Annotated in this window: 1 pseudogene; it reads left to right on the top strand. The window is 43.2% G+C overall.

What is annotated here, in order from left to right:
- Window positions 1–128 precede the first annotated feature (128 nt).
- Window positions 129–250, top strand: a pseudogene (locus ACO0KV_RS18435) (IS30 family transposase); the annotation flags it as partial.

Genomic DNA, 250 nt, shown 5'->3' with positions numbered 1-250 from the left:
AGGCGCAATTCGTTCCCATTGATCATCTCTCAACATCAGTCGCAGCATCGTTTCATTCTTTAAAATCTAGAATGTAAACACACTTCGGGAAAAGTTAACAGCTTTTTATATGTCAACACGCCCTAGAGCGAAGAGGCAGTATACCGAATAGACAATTTATCGAAGACAGGCCAGCAATTGTAGAGCAGCGCAGTCGAATAGGCGATTGGGAAGCAGATACGATCATTGGCAAAAACCATCGGCAAGCTAT

The sequence above is a fragment of the Undibacterium sp. RuRC25W genome (assembly GCF_049339825.1).
In the GTDB taxonomy this organism is placed as follows: domain Bacteria; phylum Pseudomonadota; class Gammaproteobacteria; order Burkholderiales; family Burkholderiaceae_D; genus Undibacterium.
The sequence above is the reverse complement of the archived record's forward strand: the minus strand, read 5'-3'. Positions and strand labels throughout refer to the sequence as shown.